The sequence below is a fragment of the Streptomyces sp. NPDC047042 genome (assembly GCF_040644035.1).
In the GTDB taxonomy this organism is placed as follows: Bacteria; Actinomycetota; Actinomycetes; order Streptomycetales; family Streptomycetaceae; genus Streptomyces.
This window is the reverse complement of the sequence record NZ_JBEYVP010000009.1, coordinates 234,781-254,203: the sequence shown is the minus strand read 5'-3', so window position 1 is coordinate 254,203 and position 19,423 is coordinate 234,781. Positions and strand designations below refer to the sequence as shown.

At 68.8% G+C, this 19,423-nt stretch carries 19 protein-coding genes; 13 read left to right on the top strand and 6 right to left on the bottom strand.

The genetic code is table 11. The features are described 5' to 3' along the window. Positions 1-17: 17 nt before the first annotated feature. The 3 genes from ABZ855_RS13010 to ABZ855_RS13000 form a co-directional block, all read right to left on the bottom strand. Positions 18-1,991 carry an FAD-dependent oxidoreductase gene (locus ABZ855_RS13010; RefSeq protein ID WP_360805462.1) on the bottom strand — a complete coding sequence of 658 codons (1,974 nt, stop codon included), beginning with the start codon at positions 1,989-1,991 and terminating at the stop codon, positions 18-20. Between the two features lie 55 nt (positions 1,992-2,046). Further along, complete coding sequence (locus tag ABZ855_RS13005) at positions 2,047-3,702, bottom strand: APC family permease (RefSeq protein ID WP_360805459.1); 1,656 nt, start codon at positions 3,700-3,702, stop codon at positions 2,047-2,049. A 298-nt stretch (positions 3,703-4,000) separates the two neighbouring features. After that, entirely contained in the window at positions 4,001-4,924 is a 924-nt protein-coding gene (locus ABZ855_RS13000) for a LysR family transcriptional regulator (protein WP_360805456.1), read from the bottom strand. Positions 4,925-5,086: 162 nt separating this feature from the next. Between ABZ855_RS13000 and ABZ855_RS12995 the strand changes: the two genes are divergently transcribed. From ABZ855_RS12995 to ABZ855_RS12960, 8 genes are read left to right on the top strand one after another with little or no spacing between them, the layout of a single operon-like run. Then, positions 5,087-5,275, top strand: a complete 189-nt coding sequence (locus ABZ855_RS12995) for a 4-oxalocrotonate tautomerase family protein (protein WP_360805453.1) — start codon at positions 5,087-5,089, stop codon at positions 5,273-5,275. Further along, the gene (locus ABZ855_RS12990) at positions 5,272-5,844 is read left to right on the top strand and encodes an amino acid synthesis family protein (protein ID WP_360805450.1); all 573 of its coding nucleotides are present in this window, start codon (positions 5,272-5,274) and stop codon (positions 5,842-5,844) included. The genes ABZ855_RS12995 and ABZ855_RS12990 overlap by 4 nt, the downstream gene beginning before the upstream one ends. Then, on the top strand, positions 5,841-6,992 hold the full coding sequence (locus ABZ855_RS12985; RefSeq protein ID WP_360805447.1) for an amidohydrolase family protein: 1,152 nt from the start codon (positions 5,841-5,843) through the stop codon (positions 6,990-6,992). The genes ABZ855_RS12990 and ABZ855_RS12985 overlap by 4 nt, the downstream gene beginning before the upstream one ends. Before the next feature lie 27 nt (positions 6,993-7,019). Beyond that, a complete protein-coding gene (locus ABZ855_RS12980; RefSeq protein ID WP_360805444.1) occupies positions 7,020-7,523 on the top strand; it encodes a type II 3-dehydroquinate dehydratase in 504 nt (167 codons plus the stop codon). Positions 7,524-7,537: 14 nt separating this feature from the next. Continuing rightward, positions 7,538-8,056 carry a type II 3-dehydroquinate dehydratase gene (locus ABZ855_RS12975; protein ID WP_360805441.1) on the top strand — a complete coding sequence of 173 codons (519 nt, stop codon included), beginning with the start codon at positions 7,538-7,540 and terminating at the stop codon, positions 8,054-8,056. Positions 8,057-8,070: 14 nt separating this feature from the next. Continuing rightward, positions 8,071-8,943 (top strand): xanthine dehydrogenase family protein subunit M, encoded by an 873-nt coding sequence (locus tag ABZ855_RS12970; RefSeq protein WP_360805438.1) that lies wholly within the window; start codon positions 8,071-8,073, stop codon positions 8,941-8,943. Beyond that, entirely contained in the window at positions 8,940-9,413 is a 474-nt protein-coding gene (locus tag ABZ855_RS12965; protein ID WP_360805435.1) for a (2Fe-2S)-binding protein, read from the top strand. The genes ABZ855_RS12970 and ABZ855_RS12965 overlap by 4 nt, the downstream gene beginning before the upstream one ends. Beyond that, on the top strand, positions 9,410-11,755 hold the full coding sequence (locus ABZ855_RS12960; protein ID WP_360805432.1) for a xanthine dehydrogenase family protein molybdopterin-binding subunit: 2,346 nt from the start codon (positions 9,410-9,412) through the stop codon (positions 11,753-11,755). The genes ABZ855_RS12965 and ABZ855_RS12960 overlap by 4 nt, the downstream gene beginning before the upstream one ends. Positions 11,756-11,920: 165 nt before the next feature. Here ABZ855_RS12960 and ABZ855_RS12955 read toward each other — a convergent pair whose 3' ends face one another. Further along, entirely contained in the window at positions 11,921-12,343 is a 423-nt protein-coding gene (locus tag ABZ855_RS12955; protein WP_360805429.1) for a secondary thiamine-phosphate synthase enzyme YjbQ, read from the bottom strand. Positions 12,344-12,402: 59 nt separating this feature from the next. On the opposite strand from ABZ855_RS12955, the gene ABZ855_RS12950 reads away from it, so the two are divergent. The 5 genes from ABZ855_RS12950 (at position 12,403) to ABZ855_RS12930 (ending at position 16,553) form a co-directional block, all read left to right on the top strand. Continuing rightward, entirely contained in the window at positions 12,403-12,549 is a 147-nt protein-coding gene (locus ABZ855_RS12950; protein WP_360805426.1) for a putative leader peptide, read from the top strand. A gap of 136 nt (positions 12,550-12,685) precedes the next feature. Next, positions 12,686-13,573 (top strand): ABC transporter permease, encoded by an 888-nt coding sequence (locus ABZ855_RS12945; RefSeq protein ID WP_360805423.1) that lies wholly within the window; start codon positions 12,686-12,688, stop codon positions 13,571-13,573. Continuing rightward, entirely contained in the window at positions 13,546-14,283 is a 738-nt protein-coding gene (locus ABZ855_RS12940; RefSeq protein ID WP_360805420.1) for an ABC transporter ATP-binding protein, read from the top strand. Before ABZ855_RS12945 ends, ABZ855_RS12940 begins: the two co-directional genes overlap by 28 nt. Positions 14,284-14,351: 68 nt before the next feature. Then, a complete protein-coding gene (locus ABZ855_RS12935) occupies positions 14,352-15,386 on the top strand; it encodes an ABC transporter substrate-binding protein (RefSeq protein ID WP_360805417.1) in 1,035 nt (344 codons plus the stop codon). Between the two features lie 69 nt (positions 15,387-15,455). Continuing rightward, positions 15,456-16,553 (top strand): NAD(P)-binding domain-containing protein, encoded by a 1,098-nt coding sequence (locus ABZ855_RS12930; RefSeq protein ID WP_360805414.1) that lies wholly within the window; start codon positions 15,456-15,458, stop codon positions 16,551-16,553. Between the two features lie 29 nt (positions 16,554-16,582). Here the strand turns inward: ABZ855_RS12930 and mltG are convergent, their stop codons facing one another. Together mltG and ABZ855_RS12920 are read right to left on the bottom strand one after the other, a co-directional pair. Next, positions 16,583-17,488: an endolytic transglycosylase MltG gene (gene mltG, locus ABZ855_RS12925; protein ID WP_360805411.1), complete on the bottom strand. Its 906-nt coding sequence runs from the start codon at positions 17,486-17,488 to the stop codon at positions 16,583-16,585. Positions 17,489-17,553: 65 nt separating this feature from the next. Continuing rightward, positions 17,554-19,353 carry an ABC transporter ATP-binding protein gene (locus ABZ855_RS12920; protein WP_360805408.1) on the bottom strand — a complete coding sequence of 600 codons (1,800 nt, stop codon included), beginning with the start codon at positions 19,351-19,353 and terminating at the stop codon, positions 17,554-17,556. Positions 19,354-19,423: the final 70 nt, after the last annotated feature.

Genomic DNA, 19,423 nt, shown 5'->3' with positions numbered 1-19,423 from the left:
GGGCAGCCCTGCACGCGTCAGATCTCGCGACCGGCCTGGTGCCCCTGGACGATGGCGATCTCGATGTCCCGCGGCTGATAGCAGTCACCGATCGCCTGAACGTCCGGGTGCTGCTTCGACAGTTGTCGGTAGAGCGAGTCGTCGGCGATGCCCCCGGCGGCTACGACGACGGTGTCGATGCCTTCGATGCTGTCGGGCTCCCAGGTGACGACATTGAACGTGGTGACCGAGCCCTCTTCGATCTCGTGGATCGAGGTGTGGGTCCGTAGCTCGACTCGTGGGCTGTTCATGAGCGCTTCGAGCAGATGGTGGCGCGCGGGCGACGGCATTTCGGGGGCCACGGTCTCCATACCGGTCACGAACCTGACGTTGTGCCGCTTGGCGGCGAGGAAGTCGGCTGTGGTGGCCCCTTCTGCCCGGCCGCCGACGTCGAACAGGAGCACGTTCCTGCCGGCCACGGTGTCGTCGGCGAGGACTTCTCGCGCGGTGTGCACGTGCGGGAGGTCCGCGCCGGTCACCTCCGGAACGAAGGGGGTGGACCCGGTGGCGACGAGGATGACGTCGGGAGACTCGGCCAGGACGGTCCCCGCGTCAGCCTCCACGCCGAGTCGGACATCCACCCCGAGCTTCGGCAGCTGGCGTTCGAACCAGAGGATGACCTCCTCGAAGTTGCCGCGTTTCGGTGTCGTCACGACGAGATTGACCTGGCCGCCCACGCGCTGGTCGCGTTCGAAGAGGACCACGTCGTGTCCCCGCATGGCGGCGGTGCGGGCCGCCTCCATACCGGCCGGCCCGGCGCCGACGATGACGACCCGCTTCGGTTCGTCGACCGGCTCCAGCTCTCCCCACGCCTGCTCCCGTCCGGTGACGGGGTTGTAGATGCACCCGACGCCAAGCCCTTTGTCGACATGGCCGACGCAGGACTGGGTGCAGGCGATGCAGATGCGGATGTCGTCGGTGCGGCCTTCCCTCGCCTTGTTCGGGAAGTGGGGATCGGCGATGAGGGTCTTCGCCATGCCGACGATGTCGAGCTTTCCGTCGGCGATGCTCTGCTCCGCGAAGGCCGGAGAGTCCTGGCGACCCGCTCCGATGATCGGCAGTTCGATGCCGGCGTCCTTCATGGCCTCGGACAGATGGATGAAGGCCCCGGTCTCGAAGTAGTGGCTGGGCCAGTGTGCGCGGCCGCTTCGGGGGACGGAGGTGATGGCCTGCCAGACGCTGATGTAGTCGACGAGTTGCTCCGCTTCGAGGATCTTCGCCAGCTCGACGTGCTCCGGCAGACTCATGCTGTAGTCCACACCGTCGTCGTAGAGCCGGACGCCGAGAATCCGGTCCCTGCCGATGGCTTCGCGCGTCACCTCGAGCACTTCGTTGAGGAACGTCATCCGTTCACGCAGGTCGTCGCCGCCGTACTTGTCGTCGCGGCGGTTGCCGTGCGGATGCAGGAAGTTGGCGAACAGGTAGTCCATGCCGATGGACAGCTCGATCCCGTCGAAGTCGCAGCGACGCATACGGTCCGCGGCGGCGCCGAACGACTCGACGATCCCTTCCACTTCGCCGGTCGACAGCTCGTGGGGCATGAACAGCGGCACCGAATAGTCGGGGGTCGGGACCGGCGACGGGGCGACGATGTCGCGGCGAAGGAATCCCGCGTGATCCATCAGCCGACGTCCACGGTGACCGAGCTGCGCGATGAGGGGGACGTCGAACTCGTGGCACCCCTGCGCCATCTTGCTGAACGCGTCCATGGTCGCGTCGCTGTAGGTGGCCAGCGAGAGTGACGCGTCACCGTCATAGACGGGAACCGTGTGTCCGGTGACGATGGCGCCGGCGCCGCCCTTGGCTCGTTCGCGTACGTAGTAGGCGTACGCGTCGGTCGGGGTGCCGTCCCCCAGTTGGAAGTGGGCGGCGTGACCGGTGTTCATGATCCGGTTTTTCAGGGTGTATGGACCTACCTGAATCGGGTTGAAGAGGTTCGGGAAGTCCGTCATGTCAGAGTCCTGGGTCCTGTGCTCGAGGAGGAGGGGGCGTGTGCTGCTGGACCGGCTAACCAAGGCTGGCCGCTCCCATCTCGCGGGACTCGAGGTTGAGTTCGCCGTCGCTCGGGGCGTACCGCTGCGCCTTCTCGGCCGGCAGTCGCGTCGCGATCGCCAGGTAGTAGACGGCGAGACTGAAAGCGACCATGACCGCGGTGTCCCAGTAGGGGAACGACAGGTAGCCCAGTCCGCTGGGGTGGGAGGCCTGGCCGAAGGTGCCCAGGTAGCTGATGGCCGCTGTCCCCAGGATCCAGACCCACACCCACCAGGAAGAGCGGAAGTCGAGGTCGGGTCGGTCCTCGGCCTGCTGGAAGGCACGGTTGACGAAGAACACCGTGTAGCCGATGCCGATGGCGACGAAGACCTTCCAGTCCGTTTCCCAACCGGTCCAGTACACGAGCAGGTTGGCCGCGGCAAAGCCCAGCGGCGCCCAGAGACCCGCCGGTCTGAGTCTGAACGGACGGGCCGCGTCGGGGAATGAGCGCCGGAGCGACCCGAGCGCGATGGGAACGCCTGCCCACAGCATGGCCGTCGCGGAAGTGAGGAATCCAAGGAGGGACTGCCAGCTCGGGAACGGCAGCAGACACAGCAGGCCGACCACGAAACTGATGATCACGCCGATGACGGGGACGCCACGCTTGTCGACGCGGGTGACGAGTTCGGGAATGTAGCCGTTCCGCCCCATCCCGTAGGTGACTCGCGCGGTCGAGGTGACGTACGCGATTCCGTTGCCGGACGGGGAGACGACGGAGTCGATGTAGACGATCGCGGCGATGAGGCCCAGGCCGAGGGACGTGGCCAGTGCCGCGAACGGACCAGTGGTGACGTCGACGCTGGTTCCTTCCCAGCCGTGCGCCAGTTTCGCGGGCGAGAGCGCGCCGATGTACGCGACCTGAAGTCCGATGTAGAGGATCGAGCAGACAACCAGGGATCCGAGGAGCGCGAACGGGATGTTCCGGCCGGGGTTCTTGGTCTCGGCGCCGAGCTGAACTGCCTGCTCGAAGCCGGTGTAGGCGAAGACGATGCCGCCGATGGCGACAGCGGCCAGCACGCCATGGAAGCCGTACGGCGCGAAGCCGTGCGAGTGGAAGTTCGACGGCTGGAAGCGGGCGAACAGGATGGCCACGATGACCAGCGCGATGGTGCCGATCTTCCACCAGGTGATCGCGTTGTGAACTCGGCCCAGGGCCTTGATCGCGAAGAGATTGAGCACGACGAAGATCGCCAGCAGTGAGATGGCGACGACATAGCCGAGCGGGGTCAGGGTCCCGTCGACGTCGAACAGGTTCAGGTGCGTGTAACCCTCGGCGTAGCTGAGGACTCCCTGAACCTCGATGGGAGCGGTCGCCGCTCCGTAGATCCAGGCCATCCAGCCGATACCGAATCCGGCGAGTGTCCCGTGGGAGTAGTGGACGAACCGGGCCGATCCTCCGGCCACGGAGAACATCGCACCCAGTTCAGCGTGGTTGAAGGCGATGAGTACGAGAATCGCGATCGCGACGAACCAAGCGATCAGCGCCGCTGGGCCGGCAATCGCGGCGGCGTTCATCGCACTGAACAACCACCCCGTCCCGATGATCGAGTTGATCGTGATCTGAAGGATGTTCATGCGGGACAGTTGGCGCTTGAGGCCACGGTCGTCGGCTGCGTCGGTACTCGCACTCACGCTGTCTCCTGGTCGCTCGTGGTGAGGTGGTGGGGCTGAGGTGGCTCGCGATCCCGGTACGCGACGGGTCGGGCAGCGATCGCGCACGGTGGGCACAGGACAATTCGATGCGGTTCTTCACGCGCTTCGCGGACATCGAGTCCCCGGCCCTCGATCAGCGTGGGGCCAAGTGACGCACGTCCCGCTCTCCAGGTAAAGCGGGGAAAGGTGGATGGAACCGTTAAGAAATGCTTCTCATTCCGCCGGGCGAAACTGAAAGAGCCCCGCCAGGTCTTCCTGGCGGGGCTTTCGTGATCACCTAACGGTTGGTGATGCTGGGCCTGTTGTGCTCGTAGGCCTGTCGGAGTGCGCCGCGCACGGCGACGAGTGCGGGGTTGCGGTGTGAGCCGGCCCGGCAGGTCGTGACAATCTGCCGTACGTGCGAGGCGGCCATCTGGCGCAGGTGGAACCGCGGTTCGCGGTCGAACCAGGTGAGGTCCGGCAGGAACGCCGCCGCGTGGCCGCTCGCGACGAGCTGCGTCTGCACCAGTACGTCAGGGGTTTCGTGGGCCACCCTCGGCTCGAAGCCGGCTTGGCGGCAGGTGGCCATGGCCCAGTCCCGCCCGGGGCTGCCCGCTGGTTCGAGAACCCAGGGACTGCCGGCAAGGTCGATTAGCGTCACCTCGCTCGGTTCGCGTCCGTCGGGCGGTCGCAAGAACGCGACGCGGATGGGATCTTCCGCCACCACGTCGAAGTTCATCTCGCTCGAGCGGCTGGTCGGATAGTCGACGTAGTTCTCGCCGCAGACCAGATCGAACTCGCGCGCCAGCAGACCGGGCAGGGCGACTTCGGGCTCCGCCTGAGTGAGCTGAACACGCAGTTCGGGGTGGTCCCCCGCCAGCGAGGTCAGCATCGCGGGCACGAGTGCGAGCGCGGCGGTCTGGATCGTGGCGAGCCTGATCGTGCCCACGACGGTGTCCAACGACGCGAGGATGTCTGTTTCGGCACGCTCCAGCTGCTCCAGCACGGTGGCTGTGTGGGCGACGAGGATGTGCGCCTGCTCGGTGAGTCTGATGCGCCGGCCGTCCGGCTCGAAAAGCCTCGTCCCGATCTCTTCCTCGAGCACGGCGAGCTGTTGGGAGACGGCTGACGGGCTGTAGGCCAGCGCGGCGGCGACCGAGGTGACGGTGCCGCGTTGCGCCAGCTCTCGAAGCAACCGCATGCGGTGGAGATCGAACTTCACGGCCGGAACCTACCATGAAGAAAATCTGAAAGATATCGGGCGAATTTCCGCGCTATTCATGAATCAACTGTCGCGGCATCCTGTGTTGCACCGCGCGGCCTGGAGCGTCGCGCCCGCGATCAGTGCTCGTCGAACAGGACCCTGCGAACGGAGAAGAGCGCTATGCCGCTGGTGGATGTGACGTGGTACGAGGGGCGCTCGCCCGAACAGAAGGCAGAGCTCGCACGGGCGATCTGCGAGGCCTTCGTGGAGATCGGCAACGCGCGTCCGGACACGGTCCACGTGATCTTCCGGGACATGGAACCCACCCAGTGGTTCAAGTCGGCAGGACTGTTGAAGGAAGAGCGATGACCATGCGGATACGCAAGATCCTGACCGTCCGGGAGGAAACCCGGTCCGAGGGCGGACAGAGCGCGGACCCGCCTCTCGTCAAGGCGGCCGCGATCGCCGTGCTGAGCAATCCCTACGCCGGCCGGCCCTACTCCGACGACCTCACGGCGATCACCGACGACAACTACGAGCTCGGGCACTTGTTGGCCTCCACCGCTGCCCAGACCCTCGGACTCGAGGTCGAGGGCTACGGCAAGGCATCCCTCGTGGGCGTCAACGGTGAGATCGAGCACGGTGTCGCACACAAGATCGGCGAGTTCGGCAGGGGCGTCCGCGACGCGGTGGGCGGCGAGGCGTGGATCTCCTCGGTCAGCAAGCGCTGCGGCCCCGGGGTACAGATCGACGTCCCCCTTGCCCACAAGGACGAGGTCTGGGTCCGCTCGCACTACGACGCCTTCACCCTGTTCGTCCCCGACGCACCGCTCGCGGACGAGGTGGCCGTCATCGTGGCCGTCTCCTCCCGCGGCCGGCTCAACGACCGCGTCGGCGGCATGACGGTCGAGGACGTCAAGAACCGGGAGACGTCGTGAGCACCCTCGACATCATCAATCTCGCCGGCGCCGTCAGCGGCCGGCTCGGCGACCCGCTCATGGCGATCGAATCGGTCCGCTGCGTCGACGGGAGGATCGCGGCGCTCGGCGGCGACGGTGAAGCCGGTGACGCCGACGCCACCCTCGACGCCAATGGCGCGATCCTCGCCCCGGGCCTCATCGACACCCATGTGCACGTCACCTTCGGCGACTGGACTCCCCGACAGCAGACCGTCGGCTGGATCGAGAGCTATATGCACGGCGGCACGACCCTGATGATGTCGGCCTCCGAGATCCACGTCCCCGGGCGTCCCAGCGACCGCGCCGGCCTCAAGGGCCTCGCGATCGCGGCCCAGCGGTCCTGGGAGAACATCCGTCCGGGCGGCGTCAAGGTGCTCGGCGGTTCGGTCATCATCAGCCCCTCCCTGAGGGAAGAGGACTTCGCCGAACTCGCCGCCGAACGCGTCGGCCTGGCGAAGGTGGGATTCGGTGCCTTCGAGAGCCAGTCGGAGGCGGCCCCGCTGGTACGCGCGGCCCAGGCCGCCGGGTTCATCGTCATGAACCACACGGGCGGCGCGTCCGTTCCCGGGTCCGCGGCCGTCTCGCTCGACGACGTCATCACGCTCGGCTGCGACATCGTCGGCCATGCGAACGGCGGCACGACGTCCCTTCCCGACGAGCACCTCAAGGCCGTGTTCGAGGCTCCCGGAGCTCTCCAACTGGTTCAGGCCGGCAACCTGCGCTCCAGCCTGCTGATGCTCGAGATCGCCAAGGAGCGCGACGAGCTCGACCGCATCCTGATCGCCACCGACTCACCCACCGGCACCGGTGTGATGCCGCTCGGCATGATCAAGACGGTCGCCGAGTTCTCCTCCCTCGGCGGCCTCAGCGCCACGGACGCCCTCGCGCTCGCCACCGGGAACGGCGGCCGGGTGCTTCGCCGTGACGAGGGCATCATCGCGATCGGCCGCCCCGCCGACTTCGTACTCCTGCAGCCTCCCAGCGGAGGCGTCGCCACGGACGCGCTCTCCGCCATCGAACGCGGGGACATCCCCGGGATCGCCGGCGTCGTCATCGACGGCGAGGTCCGAGCGCTGCGTTCCCGTAACTCCCCCGCCCCCGCCCGGCTCGCGACCCAACGGTCCTGACTCCTCCCGATGCGCAAAGGACACGCCGTGGACCTGAAGACCCTCCGTACGACCGACCAGCGGTGGGAGATCGCCCTCCTGAGCGGCCCCAACACCAGCAGCCAACTCCAGCCCGCCGACGAGTTCGAGCGTGAGCTGCGGACGTGGAGCGACAGCCTCGGAATCGCGGTTCGGCACTTCCGGTCCAACCACGAGGGCAAGCTGCTGGAGTACGTCCACGCGAACGCCGGCCAGGTCCACGGGTTCCTCGTGAACCCCGGCGGCCTGGTGCGCGTCGGCGAGTCCCTGCGGCACGTCCTCAAGGACGCCAAGAAGCCCGCCGTCGAGCTGCACCTCAGCCAGGAGGAGCTCCGAGGCGAGTCGATCTTCGCCCCCAGCGTCACCGGCATCTTCGCCGGGCCCGGCCGACACGCGGTCCTGGGAGCGCTGGTGGCCCTCTCCCTCGCGCTCGACGACCTCGACTTCCTCAACCCCGAGGGAACGAGCGAGATCAACCGCTCGCACGGCAACCCACGCTCTCTCTACGGCTGATCCGGAGGCTTCAGATGACCAACACAGACACTGCGGGCGCCGCGGACACCACAGGCACCACAGGCACCACAGGCACCGACGACGGCAGGCGCCTCCGTTTCGCGCTGCTCAACGGCCTGAACATGACCAATCTCGGTCGGCGCGACCGGAACATCTACGGGAGCATCGCCTCCCTCCAGGCGCTCGAGGACCTGGTCACCGAAGTCGGCGACACAGTCGGCGCCGACGTGACCGCCTTCCACTCCAACCACGAGGGCGACCTCGTCGACTTCCTCGAGGCCAACCCGGACATGGACGGCTACATCATCAACCCGGGCGGCCTCTGGGCGTTCGGCGACCCGACGCGCATCGCCCTGGAGGAGACCGGCAGGCCGTTCGTCGAGGTGCACTTCGCCAACATCTTCGCAACCGGGCACCTCTCCACGTTCACCCGGTCCTGCGACGCAACCGTCATGGGTCTGCGCCACCACGGCTACATAGGAGCGGTCGTCGCACTGGCCGCATCGGTCCGCGCGTCTGCCGGGAAGCCATGACAACGAGGACGGGGATGTCCGGGCCCGACATCGGCAGCTACAGGCGGCCCGACACCCTTTCCGAACTCCTGACCCTGCTGAACCGCCGCCCGGCGTCAGTGCTCGCCGGCGGCACCGACCTCGTCGTGATGCGCGCGGACGGCATGGTCGACCGCGCCCACGACATCGTCGACATCAAGGGCGTCTCCGAACTGCGAGGAATCAGTCTCGACACCGACGGCACGCTCACCATCGGCGCCGCCACCTCCTTGCGCGAGCTGGCCGAGACGTCCGTCGTACCGCCCAACGCGATCACCGACGGAGCCGCGCTTGTCGGCGGCTGGCAGACCCGCGCACGCGGAACGATCGGGGGCAACATCTGCCGGGCCTCACCGGCGGGCGACACCCTCCCCGGGGTCCTGGCGACAGGCGCTCAGCTGGAGCTCGCCTCCACCACCGGGACACGACTGGTGCCAGGACACGACTTCTTCACCGGGCCGGGCCGGACGGTCCGCGCACCCGACGAGCTGCTGACACGGATCATCGTTCCCGCGTCCCGTGGTGCCTCCGCGTATCTGCGCTTCACCTACCGTCTCGCGATGGACCTGGCCGTCGTCGGCGTGGCAGCCCATCTGGAGATCGAGAACGGACGCTGCGTCGCCGCCCGCATTGCGCTCGGCGCCGCCGCGGCCACCCCTGTGACGGCTCCCGACGCCGCCGACGCGCTCGTCGGGACCGAGCTGGACGAACCCTCCATCGAAGCCGCAGCCCAACTCGTGCTCAACACCGCCACCCCCATCGACGACGGCCGAGGCTCACGTGCCCACCGGCGCACCGTGCTACCAGTGCTCGCCAAGCGCGCGATCGGCATCGCGCTCCAGCGTGCGCGAGAAGGACACCGACGATGACCACACCCATGACCCTGCGGGTCAACGGCTCGGACCATGACATCGAGGTCGCGCCCGACACGTTGCTCCTGGACGCCCTCCGGTACGAGTGCGGTCTCACCGGCACGAAGCTCGGATGCGGCACCGGCGACTGCGGTGCGTGCACCGTCACCGTCGACGGAGAAGCGGTCAACAGCTGCCTCGTGTACGTGCTGGAATGCGAAGGACACTCGGTGGAGACGGTCGAAGGGGTCACCGCGAGCGGGATCGGCGCGGTCGTCGCCGAGGAGTTCGTGAAGGCCGACGCCGTCCAGTGCGGCTTCTGCAGCCCCGGAATCGTCATGTCGACCTGCGCGCTGCTCGCCAGGACCGAACCAGGAGCGGCCACCGACGAGGACATCAAGGAAGCGCTCGCCGGCAATCTGTGCCGCTGCACGGGCTACCTGCCGATCCTCGAGGCCGTCCGCCGAGCGAGCAGGACATCGCGATGAGCCCAGCAGAGTACGGCCGCTACCAGAACGTCGGTACCCAGCTCGTCCGCCGCGACGCGGCCGATCGCCTCACCGGCCACACCACCTACACCGAGGACATCCGCCTGCCTGGAATGCTCTACGGCGTCCTCGTGCAGTCGCCCGTCGCGGCCGGCCGGCTCCGCGGCATCGACGTCGACAGGGCCCTGGCACTCGACGGCGTCGTCAAGGTACTGACGGCTGAGGACGTGACGGACCGCCGCTACGGGAACTACGTCAAGGACCAGCCGATCTTCGCGCGTGACCGGGTCAGGTTCGTCGGCGAACCCGTAGCGATGGTCGCGGCCACGTCCCTGGCCATCGCCCGTCGGGCGGCGGGCCTGGTCGAGGTCGACATCGAGGCGAGCACACCCGTCGTCGACCTCCGCGAGGCACTGACGAGCGCCGACGCGCTGGTGCACGACCGGGACACGAACGTCATCGAGGACGTCCACATCTCGCGAGGTGACGTCGACGCCGTCTTCGACACGGCATACGCGGTGGTCCACACCGAGGTCGAGTCGCACCGGGCTCACCAGGCCTACCTGGAACCACGAGCCGTGACCGCCGCGCCCGCCCCCGGCGGGTTCTCGCTGATCATGAGCACCCAACAGCCGTTCGGGGTACGCGCCCAGCTCGCCGAGCTGTTCGACCTCCCCACCGGCGCGATCGAGGTGAGGGTGCCCGCCATCGGCGGCGGCTTCGGCGGCAAGCTGCACCTGCTGTTCGCACCCCAGGCAGCCGCGATGACCCTGGCCACCGGTCGTCCCGTCCAGATCGTCTGCTCCCGCGCGGAGGACATGGCGACCGGCAACCCGCGCGAGAACTCGATCGTGCGGATGTCCAGCGCGGTCGACGAGTCGGGCCGCATCCTGGCCCGCAGGTGCGACGTCGTGCTCGACGCCGGCGCGTACGCGATGGACACCCCGGTGCTGACCTCGATGGCCGCGTTCTACTCGACGGGCCCCTACCGCATCGACGCCCTCGACATCCGGGGGCGTGCCGTCTACACCAACACCTGCCCGACCGGCTCGTTCCGCGGCCCGTCGGGCCCGCAGATGGTCTATGCCGCCGAGGCCCAGATCGAGGACATCGCCCAGCGGCTCGGGCTGGACCCCGCAGAGGTCCGGCGACGCAACTTCATCGGCGAAGGCGACCGCGGCCCCACGGGCGAGCTCATCACCCTCCGCGGGACGACCGACGAGTGCATGCGGGTCGTCGAGAGCCGCCTCCAGCGATGGCGGCAGGCCGACGTCGCGCCGGGCGATCACCGGCGACGCGGCTACGGGCTCGCCTGCGCATGGTGGTCCACCCTCGGCACGCCGTCGGCCGCGACCGTCGAACTGCACGAGGACGGCACCGCGACGCTCTCCTCGGGCGGAACCGAGATCGGGACCGGCGCCATCTCAACCGCCCTGCCGAGCATGGTCGCCGAAGAACTCGGACTGCGGCCCGACAGTGTCGTGCTGAAGTCCGGCAGCACCCGGGAATCCCCCTACGACTCGGGCTCCCGCGGCAGCCGCACCATGTTCGCCACCGGCAACGCCACGGTCCTCGCCGCTCGCGCCGTCGCCGAGCAGATCAGGAACGAAGCGGCACGACTGCTCGAGGTCGACCCGGCGGACCTGGTGCTCCGCGATGGGCGTGTCGAGGTCAAGGGCGCACCGGAGACCGGCATGACCATCGCCGAGGTGTCCGCGTCCGCTCATCTGCATTCCGGCCCGGTGGTCGCGACCGGTCGGTATCGAGCAGAACTCGCCCCCGTCGAAGGCTCCGATCTGCAGGGCGCCCGATTCCTCAGACTGGGTGAGCCCACCTTCCACTGCCACGGCGTGGAGATCGCCCTGGACGAGGAGACCGGACGCGTCGACGTCCTCAACTTCATCGCCGTCCATGACGTCGGCAGGGTCGTCAACCCCGTCGGCGCACGTGGACAGGTCGAGGGTGGCGTTGTGCAGGGCATCGGCTACGCCCTGACGGAGAACCTCCGGACAAGCGACGCAGGCGTCATCGTCAACGGCAACCTCCACGACTACCGGCTTCCGACCATCGCCGACGTACCGCCGAACATCGAGACCGTCTTCATCGAGACCAACCACTCACGCACCGGACCGTTCGGGGCGAAGGGCCTGGGTGAGCCGCCGGTGATCCTCCCGGCGGCGGCCATCGGCTCGGCTCTCCGTGACCTGCTGGGCGTACAGCCGTACCAGCTGCCCCTGGACGCGGACCGAGTGGTCCTCACGATGGCCGAGCGGGACTCTCGTCCGGCGCCGGGGCCGCCGCCGTCGACAACGCGCGCACCGGGAGCGGGGGTCGAGGGGTGAAGTGGTTCCGAAGTCTGGTGCGCTTCCTCAGCGACGCCTTCGACGGCGTCACCAAGGCATGGAGCCAGGACGCGCCCGAATCGCCCCCGAAGCCGCCGTCGCCGCCGGTCACGCCCCCCTGGTGAAACGCGCGCCGGCCCCTCCGGCTGCCCGTCTCAATCACATTCAGCCCAGGAAGCCAAGTCGCACCTGACGGTTCGCGTTGTCGACGTTCGTGTCCACCAGGCACACCGACTGCCAGGTCCCCAGCTCCAGCCGCCCGCCCACCACCGGCAGCGTGGCGTGCGGCGGTACGAGGGCCGGGAGCACGTGGTCGCGGCCGTGGCCCGGGGTGCCGTGGCGGTGCTGCCAGCGGTCGTCGGCGGGGAGCAGGGTGTGCAGCGCGGCGAGGAGGTCGTCGTCGCTGCCCGCGCCCGTTTCGATGACGGCGATTCCGGCGGTGGCGTGCGGGACGAAGACATTGAGAAGCCCGTCGCGCCCGTCCGCCACCTCCCTCAGGAAGGTCTCGCAGTCATGGGTGAGGTCGACGACCGTCTCCCGGGTGCCGGAGGCGATGTTCAGTACGCGGGTGGTGAAGGCGTTGGACATGTGACCCATCATCACCCGGCGGACGGGAGCCACACCCGATCCCGCTTCCATCCCTTGACATGACAGGCCCACCAGGTGAGACGCCATTGACCGCGACGCGCCACCTGGCTACTTTCAGCGGCATGTTGCGTTCAGCCATGCTCACCACGCGCGGTCACATCGACCTGCTGCGGGTGGCCTCCGCCGCGTGTCGCCGCGGCTGCTGACGCCCTTTTCCTCTCCCCTCCAGCCCGCCTGGGCACCGCCCAACCCGCACGTCCGGGATCTGCCCTGATCCAGCTCGGACGTGGCGGCGCCGAGGCACACCCCCTCTCCGGTCGCTCTCCTCCTCGTGGAGCACTCATGAGCATCAGCCATGCCCCACCCGGTTCCCCCGCACCCGACATATCCGGTAAATCACCGTCCGGCGACATCGGGCGCGCCGCTCCGGACCTCGAGCCCATCGTCCCCACCTCCACACGCCGCACCCGCGTCCCACGCTGGCTGCGCCGCACCTCGGGCCCCCTTCTGCTCCTGGCCCTCTGGCAACTCCTCAGCAGTACCGGCGTGTTGACCTCCGGCATCCTCGCCTCGCCCGGGCGGATCGCCGAGGTCGGCAGTGATCTGATCGCCGACGGTTCGCTGGGCAACGCGATGGGCACCTCGCTCCAACGCGTCGCGCTGGGACTGCTCTTCGGCACCGTCATCGGCACCGGGCTCGCCCTGGTCTCGGGGCTGTTCCGGGTCGGCGAGGATCTCGTCGACGCCCCGGTCCAGATGCTGCGGACCGTGCCGTTCGTCGGTCTGATCCCGCTGTTCATCATCTGGTTCGGCATCGGCGAGGCCCCGAAGGTCGCGATCATCACCCTCGGCGTGACCTTCCCGCTCTACCTCAACGTCTACGCCGGAATCCGCGGTGTGGACGCCCAGTTGATCGAGGCCGGGGAGTCTCTGGGGCTGTCCCGGTGGGGGCTCGTCCGCCATGTGGTGCTGCCGGGCGCGCTGCCCGGGGCGATGACCGGGCTGCGCTACTCGCTCGGCATCGCCTGGCTCGCGCTGGTCTTCGCCGAGCAGATCAACGCGGACTCCGGTATCGGCTTCCTCATGGTGCAGGCGCGGGACTTCCTGCGGACCGACGTGATCGTGGTCTGCCTCATCGTCTACGCGTTCCTCGGCCTGCTGGCCGACTTCGTCGTCCGCTCCCTCGAAAGGCTGCTGCTGCAATGGCGACCCACGTTCACCGGACGGTGACCTCGCCGGCCGTACGGGTCGACGGGCTGACCCGGTCCTTCGACGGCCGCGTCGTCATCGACAACCTGCAACTCGACGTCCGGCCGGGCGAGTTCGTGGCCCTGCTTGGCCGCAGCGGCTGCGGGAAGTCCACGCTGCTGCGCATCCTCGCCGGTCTCGACCGCGACATCGCGGGCACCGTCCTCGTACCGCGCCGCAAGGCCGTCGCCTTTCAGGCGCCCCGGCTGATGCCGTGGAAGAAGGTGTGGCGCAACGTCCTGCTCGGGCTGCCCGGCAAGCCCGGACGCGAGGTCGCCGAGCAGGCCCTCACCGAGGTCGGCCTCAGTCACCGTTCCGACGCCTGGCCCAAGACCCTGTCCGGCGGTGAGGCCCAACGCGCCTCACTGGCAAGGGCGTTGGTGCGCGAGCCGGACCTCCTGCTGCTCGACGAGCCGTTCGGCGCCCTGGACGCGCTCACCCGTATCAAGGCGCAGCGGCTGGTCGGTGAGCTCTGGCAACGCCGGGGCTGCGCCGTCCTGTTGGTGACGCACGACGTCGAGGAGGCGGTACTGCTCGCCGACCGCGTGCTCGTGATGGACGAGGGCGTCATCGCGTACGAGACGACGGTCGACCTGGACCGTCCGCGCGACATCACGGACCCCCGGTTCGCCGAGTTGCGCGCCCAGCTCCTTGAACGCCTGGGCGTCGACACCGCCGCCGAAGCCGCCTGAACTTCCGCGCTCCCACCTCCCCTTGGGGTTCGCCCCAGCCGAACAGAACGATCGGAACGAACGACACCATGCGACGACACCTCGTCCCCGCCGCACTGCTCCTCCCCCTCGCCCTCCTCGCCTCCGCCTGCGGCGGCAGCTCTGCCGCCTCCTCGCTCGGCTCCGGCAGTGACACCGACGGCAAGGGTTCCCTCACGCTCAACGTCGGTGACCAGAAGGGCGGTTCGGAGGCCGTTCTGCGGGCGGCCGGGGAACTCAAGAACCTGGACTACAAGATCAAGTGGTCCACCTTCACCTCCGGCCCGCCACTCCTCGAAGCCGTCAACGCCAAGGCCGTCGACATCGGCAGCGTCGGCAACACCCCGCCGGTCTTCGCGGCCGGCGCCGGTTCCCACATCACGGTGGTGGGCGCCCTGCGCGGCGGGTCCCAGGGCGAGGCCATCCTCGTCCCCAAGGACTCGAAGCTCAGGAAGGCCGCCGACCTGAAGGGCAAGTCCGTTGCCGTGGCGCAGGGTTCGTCCGCGCACTACCAGTTGATCGCGTCCCTCAAGCAGGCTGGGCTCACCCTCGACGACATCAAGGTCAAGTACCTCCAGCCGGCCGACGCGCTGGCCGCGTACACCAGCGGCAGTGTCGACGCGTGGGCGGTGTGGGACCCGTACACCTCGCAGATACTCAAGGGCGGGCAGGGGCGCGTCCTGGCCGACGGCGTGGGGGTGGTCAACGGGCTCAACTTCCAGGTGGCGGCGCCCTCCGCGCTGGCGGACAGCAAGAAGGCCGCTGCCGTCAAGGACTTCGTGGAGCGGCTGCGGCGGGCCCAGGACTGGGTGTACGCGCACCCGGAAGCATGGGCCAAGGTGTGGGCGAAGGACACCGGGCTGCCGTACGACGTGGCGCTCGCCTCGGTGAACCGCTCCAACGCGACCCGTATCCCGGTGGCGATCGACGACGCGCTGGTCGCGTCCGAGCAGCAGATCGCGGACACCTTCACCAGCCTCAAGCTCATCCCGAACAAGGTCGACTTCGCCAAGTACGTGGACCGGCGGTTCAACGACGACCTGCCTCCGTCCACCACCGCCCCGCGCCCCAGCAAGGAGTCATGAGCGGGGACGGCTGGATGCCGGGGACCGGCGGGCGGGAAGATCCTCGCCCCTCCCCCGGTTAGTAGAAGCGTGAACAACACCGGGGTACGCGAGGGCGTACAAGAAGTCGATGTCGTCGTCATAGGCGCAGGTCAGGCCGGTCTGTCCAGCGCCTATCACCTGCAGCGCACCGGTTTCGTGCCGGAGCGTGACTTCGTCGTGCTCGATCACGCCCCGCGTCCCGGTGGCGCCTGGCAGTTCCGCTGGCCGTCGCTCACGTACGGCAAGGTGCACGGGATGCACGCGCTGCCCGGCATGGAACTGACGGACGCCGACCCGGCCCGGCCCTCCTCCGAGGTCATCGGCGAGTACTTCGACACCTACGAGCGCACCTTCGATCTGCGGGTGCGGCGGCCGGTGGAGGTACGTGCCGTGCGCGAGGGCGACGGAGACGGGCGGTTGCTCGTCGAGACCTCGGACGGCGCCTGGTCGGCACGTGCGCTGATCAACGCCACCGGCACCTGGGACCGGCCGTTCTGGCCACGCTATCCGGGCCAGGAGACCTTCCGGGGGCGCCAGTTGCACACCGCGCAGTACCCGGGGCCCGAGGATTTCGCCGGGCAGCGGGTCGTCGTGGTGGGCGGCGGGGCCTCCGGTACCCAGCATCTGATGGAGATCGCGCCGTACGCCGCCTCGACCACCTGGGTGACCCGGCGTCCGCCGGTCTTCCGGGAGGGGCCCTTCACCGAGGAGTTCGGGCGGGAGGCCGTCGCCCTCGTCGAGGAGCGGGTCCGGCAGGGACTGCCGCCCAAGAGCGTCGTGTCGGTCACCGGCCTGCCCCTCAACGAGGCGATCCGGCAGGCCCTCGCCGACGGCGTGCTCGACCGGCGGCCCATGTTCGACCGGATCACCCCGGACGGGGTCCAGTGGGCCGACGGACAGCGCGTCGAAGCCGACGTGATCCTCTGGGCGACGGGATTCCGGGCCGCGATCGACCATCTGGCGCCGCTCAGACTGCGTGAGCCCGGCGGTGGCATCCGCGTCGAGGGGACGCGCGCGGTCACCGATCCGCGCGTCCATCTGGTCGGCTACGGTCCCTCGGCGAGCACCATCGGCGCCAACCGGGCCGGGCGGGCGGCCGTACGGGACATCAGACGGCTGCTCGAGCAGGAGCCGGCCGCTGTCTGACGTCCCGTACCGCGGTGCCGCCCGTCGGGTCATGTGGCGGGCTGCCCGCTCTGCTGCCCACGGACCGGGCTCTTCCGGTTCTGATCGCTCTTCTCGCTCTTCTGGTTCTTCTGGTTCTTCTGGTTCTGGTTGAACTCGGCGACATTGCGCTGGTGTTCGGCGTAGTCGGCCGTGAAACGGGTGTCTCCGGGCTTGACGGTGACGAAGTACAGCCAGTCGCCCGGTGTCGGGTTGATGGCGGCCCGCATCGCCTCGTCACCGGGGTTGGCGATCGGCGTGGGCGGCAGGCCCATGCGCAGGTAGGAGTTGTACGGGCTGTTCAGGCGGGTGTCGCCGGCCGTCGTTCGCAGCGTGGACCTGTTCAGCGCGTAGTTGATCGTGGAGTCCATCTGGAGCGGCATCCCGCGCTCGAGCCGGTTGAAGACGACCCGGGCCACCTTCCCCATGTCCTGCTTGCCGGCGGCCTCGGCCTGGACGATGCTCGCGATGGTGACGGCCTGATAGACGTTCATGGCGTTGCGCTGCGCCCCCGCGGTGACCGGCGGACCGCCGAACCGCTGGTTGGCGGTGTCGACCATGACCGACAGCAGGGATTCCGGGGTGGTCTTCTCCTTCAGCGGATAGGTCGCCGGGAAGAGATACCCCTCGGGGTTGCCCTCGGCGTCGCTCGGAAGTCTCAGCCGGGCCTTGGCGAGCGACTTCTTGGTGGTCCCGGCCGGCAGGGCGAGGGCCTTGTCGACCGCCTCGTACACCTGGATGGAGCGCCAGCCCTCCGGGATGAGGAGGGAGGTCGGCCGGGGGTCCCCTTCGCTGTCGACGCTCAGCAGCGGCACCGCCACGGCGGTGGCCGCGACGACGGCTCCGGTCGCGATGAGGACGGCCCGGCCACGGCGCGTCAGGCGAATCGTGCTCCGTGACGGAGTGTTCATCTGCATGCGGGCACGGTAACCCGCAGAACGTCATAAACCCGACATATCTTCATCTTGTTCGACCAGATACGTCACCCGGTCGGCTCCAGTTGGGCATCCCGGCGGACGAGGGCCGCGTAGCGCCCGTCCTGGCGCAGGAGTTCCTCGTGCGTGCCCCTCTCGGCCACCCGCCCGGAATCCAGGACCACGATCTGGTCGGCGCCCCGGATGGTGGACAGCCGGTGCGCGATGGTAAGCGTGGTGCGGTCGGCCGACAGTGCGTCGATGGCCTCCTGGACGGCGTGTTCGGTGCCGGTGTCCAGGGCGCTGGTCGCCTCGTCGAGGATGAGGACGGGCGGGTCGCGCAGGATCGTACGGGCGATGGCGAGGCGCTGCTTCTCGCCGCCGGAGAAGCGGTGGCCGCGTTCGCCGACGACGGTCTCGTAGCCGTCGGGCAGGGACGAGATGTGGTCGTGGATCTGGGCCGCGCGAGCCGCCGCGTGCAGTTCCTCGTCGGTGGCGTCCGGTTTGGCGAAGCGCAGGTTGTCGGCGACCGTGGCGTGGAAGAGGTACGTCTCCTGGGAGACGACGCCGACCGCGCGGGCGAGCGTGTCGAAGTCGAGGTCGCGGACGTCGACGCCGTCGATGGTGACCCGGCCGCCCGTCACGTCGTACAGCCGGGGCACGAGGTGGCCGAGCGTGGACTTGCCGGCGCCGGTCGGACCGACGACCGCCAGACTGCCGCCCGCGGGGACGGTGATGTCGACGCCGTCGAGGATCGGGCGGCTCTTGTCGTCGTAGCGGAACTCCACGTCCTCGAGGCGGACTTCGCCCTTGACCGTGTCGAGGTGGACCGGGTTCTCCGGCTCGGTGATGTCGATGGGCAGGTCGAGGTACTCGAAGATGCGCTGGAAGAGCGCGAGCGAGGCCTGGATCTGGACGCCGGTGCTCAGCAGGCTGACGGCGGGCCGGAACAGGCCCTGCTGGAGCGAGACGAAGGCGACGAGCGTGCCGATGGAGACGGACGGGCCCCCGAACTGGAGGGCGAGGCCCGCGGCCCAGTAGATGACGGCCGGCATGGCGGACATGACGATGCCGATGACGGCCATCCGCCAGCGGCCGGCCATGCTGGAGCGCACTTCGAGATCGACCAGGCTCTCGGACTCCGCGGCGAAGGACCGGGTGAGCGAGTCGGCGCGGCCCATCGTGCGGCCGAGCAGGATCCCGCTCACCGACAGCGACTCGGTGACCGTGGCGGCCATCGCGGCCATCTGCTTCTGGCGCTGGGTGGTGATCCGCTTGCGTTCGTTGCCGACGCGCCGGCTGATCCAGACGAACACCGGCAGCAGGAGCAGCGAGACGATGGTCAGCCGCCAGTCGAGCGCGACCATCGCGACGATCGTGGCGACGACGCTGGTGAAGTTGGAGACAAGCGAGGTCGCGGTGGAGGTGACGGTGGCCTGCATTCCGCCGATGTCGTTGGCGATGCGGGACTGGACCTCGCCGGTGCGGGTGCGGGTGAAGAAGGCGAGCGACATCATCTGCAGACGGCCGTAGACGGCGGTGCGCAGGTCGTGCATGACGCGCTGGCCGACGGTCGTGGAGATCAGCGTCTGCAGCACGCCGAGGACACCGCCGAGGACTGCACTGACGATCATGCCGAGCGCGAGCAGGCTGAGCAGTCCGGTGCGGCCCTCGGGGATCGCGACGTCGAGGGTCTCCTTCAGCAGGAAGGGGGTGGCGACGGAGACGAGGGACGCCGCGGCCACCAGCAGGCCGACCACGGCGAGTCGGCCGCGGTAGGGGCGGAAGAGTTTCAGGATGCGGCGGGCCTGGTGCGGCTGGTCCGCCGAGTCGGCGGAGGGCGTCCAGACGGGTTGTTCGGGTTTCATGGGCTCCTTCGGGAGAACCGGTGATGATGATGACGACTGGCGGAGCTTAGCTCATTGTTACCTATGTTCA

What these genes read in the sequence shown, in the direction of transcription:
- ABZ855_RS13010 (WP_360805462.1), bottom strand. Translation starts at nt 1,991, where the DNA reads ATGACGGACTTCCCGAACCTCTTCAACCCGATTCAGGTAGGTCCATAC.
- ABZ855_RS12995 (WP_360805453.1), top strand. Translation starts at nt 5,087, where the DNA reads ATGCCGCTGGTGGATGTGACGTGGTACGAGGGGCGCTCGCCCGAACAG.
- ABZ855_RS12990 (WP_360805450.1), top strand. Translation starts at nt 5,272, where the DNA reads ATGACCATGCGGATACGCAAGATCCTGACCGTCCGGGAGGAAACCCGG.
- ABZ855_RS12975 (WP_360805441.1), top strand. Translation starts at nt 7,538, where the DNA reads ATGACCAACACAGACACTGCGGGCGCCGCGGACACCACAGGCACCACA.
- ABZ855_RS12970 (WP_360805438.1), top strand. Translation starts at nt 8,071, where the DNA reads ATGTCCGGGCCCGACATCGGCAGCTACAGGCGGCCCGACACCCTTTCC.
- ABZ855_RS12965 (WP_360805435.1), top strand. Translation starts at nt 8,940, where the DNA reads ATGACCACACCCATGACCCTGCGGGTCAACGGCTCGGACCATGACATC.
- ABZ855_RS12960 (WP_360805432.1), top strand. Translation starts at nt 9,410, where the DNA reads ATGAGCCCAGCAGAGTACGGCCGCTACCAGAACGTCGGTACCCAGCTC.
- ABZ855_RS12955 (WP_360805429.1), bottom strand. Translation starts at nt 12,343, where the DNA reads ATGTCCAACGCCTTCACCACCCGCGTACTGAACATCGCCTCCGGCACC.
- ABZ855_RS12950 (WP_360805426.1), top strand. Translation starts at nt 12,403, where the DNA reads ATGACAGGCCCACCAGGTGAGACGCCATTGACCGCGACGCGCCACCTG.
- ABZ855_RS12945 (WP_360805423.1), top strand. Translation starts at nt 12,686, where the DNA reads ATGAGCATCAGCCATGCCCCACCCGGTTCCCCCGCACCCGACATATCC.
- ABZ855_RS12940 (WP_360805420.1), top strand. Translation starts at nt 13,546, where the DNA reads ATGGCGACCCACGTTCACCGGACGGTGACCTCGCCGGCCGTACGGGTC.
- ABZ855_RS12935 (WP_360805417.1), top strand. Translation starts at nt 14,352, where the DNA reads ATGCGACGACACCTCGTCCCCGCCGCACTGCTCCTCCCCCTCGCCCTC.
- mltG (WP_360805411.1), bottom strand. Translation starts at nt 17,488, where the DNA reads ATGCAGATGAACACTCCGTCACGGAGCACGATTCGCCTGACGCGCCGT.
- ABZ855_RS12920 (WP_360805408.1), bottom strand. Translation starts at nt 19,353, where the DNA reads ATGAAACCCGAACAACCCGTCTGGACGCCCTCCGCCGACTCGGCGGAC.